Genomic DNA, 4,315 nt, shown 5'->3' on the forward strand with positions numbered 1-4,315 from the left:
GTTCTAACTCTACAAACTCTTGGATTTTGACTCCAGCAAGACCCAATAACTTATCAAGAGGAACCAATGTTCGTCATGGAACTCAGTATCTCATTATACTATCGACACCAAAATGTCAGGAGAGCCTGCTGAATATGATGATCAGCTTTCCCCCCAGGATAAAGAGGCTGCCTTGGATGCGTTTGGTTGTTACATGAAACTAGCTGAGTACTTGGTTAAAATCTCTGAGTAGGATCAAAATATCAGAATAAAATCATTCTCTGCAGCTAAGGTAGATAGATGGACTATTCCGAAGAAGCGAGAAAGCGAATTATTGAGTACCTGAGGATCAAACCCATCAACCATGGGCAAGTTCATGTCTTGCAAATTGCCATTCCTGAGATCCTGACAAAATCTCTGGATCCGGTCAAAGTGGAGATGGCTACTGCAAGCCTCAAGAGATTTGGTAGTAATTTGCATCCAGTCCTCCTCAGGAGAACAGCTCTTTACGGAGAGGATCGAGAATATGAAGTAGTTTTTGGAGAAGAATGGTGTGAAGCAGCCAGCCGACTGGGATGGGAGAGAATCTGGGCTTGGATCTTTGATATTCCAGACGATCAGATTGATGATATTCGTCGATTTATGGAAGAAGTTTGTGCTCGCAGCAGTACCACCAGCGGAAGTGCCATAGACAGTGCAAATACCCAGGACTATTACAGTGCGATATTAAATAAGGTGCTAAGCGAAGTCAGAAGTGAGATCAGCAATTTAAGAAGAGAAATAGAGGAAAAGTTTGATCAGCTTTTTAGCCGTCTGCCAGCTCCCCCACAGCTTAAAAATATCAACAATGCAACAGAAGTGGATCTGTCAAGCTTAGACAATCCTGTAGTCAAGAAGAAGGCGCGGCAAATCTATCAGTTCATACGAGAGCAAAATGGTATAGCAACTTTGGAGCAGTTGAAAGCGATTAAGGGAATAGGTGACAAAACCATTGCATACCTAAAAGGCATCTTTAGCTGCAGCTAAGGATGAAACAGGAAACTATTAAGCCTATCGGAAATCCAATAATGATTGGAAATGGAAACACTGGGATGTAGCTTTCAGCCCCTGAGGTTCACCGAAGCTGAGGTCAGAAGCTGAGGTGACACCTTCCCGATGCCGACTGTGCCGGTTGTTGCTATGCAAGGCTACGGGGGGAGCGCAGGACTTATCCCGTCACGGGCCGTAGGCAAATGTTTTCGCGCTCTTAGGAGATAAAACCCAACCGTTGTTGGAACCCAGCTGGGTTCCTGGGGAGATGGGGAGTACCAGAGGGCTGTGCAAGGAATGTTGTTCAGGAGTGTTGTGCAGTCCTGTTGTTTACCCTAGCCTAGGAGCAGCTACCCTTCCAAAGATCCACGGGTGACTCCCAGTTGGCTGTGTAGCTTCAGCTCCCGCCACAGCTGCGATCCGCTTAATTTTCCGGCCAGCAGCTGCTGGTAGCTCCACAGGATTTGCCGGATCTGGGCGGGTGATTCCTGCAAAAACTCGATGCGCAGGTAGCGGAGTCCTAGATTTAACAATTTGTTGATGTATTCTGCCCCGGTTTGCGCCTTGCCGTTGTAGAGGGTGTTGCGACAGCCAGCATCGGCTTTCAAAATATGTTCAACATTGGCCCGATCCCGCAGTTTCACCTCATGTTTTTCGCAAGGGCGACCACAATTGGTGTAATCCGTCCCCTCCGACAAAAAAGCACAAAAAACACAGTGCTCCATGTGAAACATCGGCATATGCTGATGGATGGTGACCTCGTACCAGTGGGCAGGTCCCATCTCCAGCAGGGATCCCAGTTGCTCATGATTGAGATCATAAGAAGCCGTTAAGCGCTCCAGGTTATACCGAGTTTTTAGATAATGAGCGGTAATGGGGTTAGCCACATTCAAAGAAAAATCCCCAATACACCGTTGGCCCTTAAAAAACTCCAGATGATCATAGTTGCGCAGCAAATAGCCATCCGCTTCTGCAGCCAAAACCTGCTTCAAAATCCAAGTTTCTCCCGGTTTGGTAATCCGAGGTGGCGCCACCCAAATTTCCACCTGGGGATATTGGCTCTTGGCCTGGGCAATTACCTCCCGATACCGACGCGGATCTTCAAATTCGCAGTAAACCTGGCGGATCGCTGAGTCTGGGATTTCTCGGGCATAGCCCAAGACAGCCTGGAGCTGCTTTGCATCTCGCACCAACACCGACCATTGCGGGGATCCGGTTTCCCCCAGTTGCGGGGGTGGTACCAACTGCTGCCAATGGGCTTCAAGGTTCAATTGCCAGCGCAAAGGTTGGGCGCGCAGGGCTTGCAATTGTTCTACCGCTTCCCGGCGCATTTGGTTGAGAGCGCTCACCGGCAGCATCACCTCCCCCGTCAGGAAATTGTGCAGGGATCCCAGCTTGAAGGGGGTGGAGCCAAGGCGGCCCAGTTGCTCTTTCAGCTTTTCGGTGGTGAGGGGTTGGTGATGAGCGGCCACCAGCGGCATGGGGGACTCCACCTGTACCACATGGCCCTGTTCATCCCGGAGGATTACCGTCAGCGGGGATCCCACTTGGCCGTGAACTTCTATACAAACAGGCCGTTGATGGCGGGGTTGCTCCCCAATAAAACTGTGGCGCAGGCGTTTTTCCAATTCCGGATCGCTGGTTTTCCAGAGGTAATCCCCAACGTGGATGCGGTTGAGGTCGATATCCCCCGGACCAAAGCTGAGGAAGGCTCGTCCCTGCTTCTGTTGGATGCGGTAAACCCGTCCCCCCTGTTCTGGTAAATCCGGTTGCCCCTGATCAAAAACCACGCCATCTCCAGCCTTGAGGGGCGCTTCCAGCCGGATCACCACCTGATCCTGTTGGATCCCCAACACCTGGCCCAGATAAACCCCGCGTTTTTTGCTAAAACGGGCGTGAACCAGTTCCTGGTTGTTGATCCCCCGCAGCCAGCCGGTGTACAGCCCCCGTGAAAAGCTCATCTCCAGTTCATACCGATCCTGACGGGAAATCCGCTGGGGTTGCCCTGCCGCCACCGCATCCAGAGCTTGGCGATATACCCGCGTTACATTGGCTACATACTCTGGAGATTTTAAGCGGCCTTCAATTTTAAGACAGTGGATCCCTAGCTTCACCAATTCCGGCAGCACCTCTAATCCCGCCAAATCCTGCGGGCTGAGTAAATACCGTTTTTCCCCCAGGTCACGGCGGATCCCGTCCACCACTAAGTCATAGGGCATGCGGCAGGCTTGCGCACATTCTCCCCGGTTGGCCGAACGCCCTCCCAAGGATTCGCTGGTCAGGCATTGCCCGGAGTAGGCCACGCACAAAGCTCCGTGCACAAAGACCTCCAGAGATAGGCGGGATCCCTTCTCGGCCAGGTGCGCTTGGATTTTACCGATTTCCTTGAGGGAACACTCCCGCGCCAACACCACCCGTTCACAGTCCAGTTGCTCGGCGAACTCGGCCCCAATCCCACTGGTAATGGTCATTTGGGTGGACGCATGAACCGGAAAGTCTGGAGAAAGATGCCGGATCAGGCGTACCATGCCGATATCCTGCACAATCGCTGCATCGACTCCCGCCGCCACAATCGAGCGAATGTACCCTTCGGCCTCAGTCAGCTCAGAAGGAAAAACCAAAGTATTGAAGGTTACATAGCCCCGCACCCCCCGCTGGTGTAGCCAGGCCATCAACTCCGGCAAATCCGCTTCCGTAAAATTGCGGGCTCTCATCCGCGCATTAAACCGTTCCAACCCAAAGTAAATGGCATCGGCTCCGTTTTCCACAGCCGCCTTGGCACAGTCCCAATCTCCAGCGGGAGCCAGCAGAAGGGGAAGCCCACTGGGTAGAGCAGAAAAAGGAAAAGAAGGAACCGTTTCTACAGAAGCACTCATGAACTCATGAAGGGATGGAAATGGGTGCTGTCCTGAGCACGGCAGCAATCAGGACATGGGCCGCTGCGATCCTAACTGGTTTGTCGGGCAATCATTTTTGTCTTGACACCCGGGTTTCTAGAGTATTGGCTCGGTAGCCGGGATCCCATTTCAAGCCCAAAAACCTGAGAGGAAGAACACTCTCCCCCCCAGGCTAAGCGGCGGATCCCCAAAAAAGGAACGCCTAGCGGATCCCTATCGGTAAACTACACAGAAGCCACCAGCACATTCAGGATCCCGGTCAGGATGCCACTGAACAGGGCCAGGTTGACACTCCCCCGGTTAGAAACCGGGGGATTCTCCCTTCTAGCCCCTTGCAACCTTAGACTGCAAGGTATTCATGGAGTTCAGGGGATTGCCAACTACCCCATCCCCTGAGCCGACCCTACCTA

2 protein-coding genes are annotated in these 4,315 nt (G+C 52.2%); one reads left to right on the forward strand and one right to left on the reverse strand.

Annotated elements, in window-relative coordinates:
* Positions 1 to 279: 279 nt before the first annotated feature.
* Positions 280 to 1,005 carry a helix-hairpin-helix domain-containing protein gene (locus JX360_RS17065; RefSeq protein ID WP_244353379.1) on the forward strand — a complete coding sequence of 242 codons (726 nt, stop codon included), beginning with the start codon at positions 280 to 282 and terminating at the stop codon, positions 1,003 to 1,005.
* A 353-nt stretch (positions 1,006 to 1,358) separates the two neighbouring features.
* Here the strand turns inward: JX360_RS17065 and JX360_RS17070 are convergent, their stop codons facing one another.
* Positions 1,359 to 3,884 carry a U32 family peptidase gene (locus JX360_RS17070; protein WP_244353381.1) on the reverse strand — a complete coding sequence of 842 codons (2,526 nt, stop codon included), beginning with the start codon at positions 3,882 to 3,884 and terminating at the stop codon, positions 1,359 to 1,361.
* Between the last annotated feature and the right edge of the window lie 431 nt (positions 3,885 to 4,315).

This window comes from Thermostichus vulcanus str. 'Rupite', from assembly GCF_022848905.1.
GTDB lineage: Bacteria > Cyanobacteriota > Cyanobacteriia > Thermostichales > Thermostichaceae > Thermostichus > Thermostichus vulcanus_A.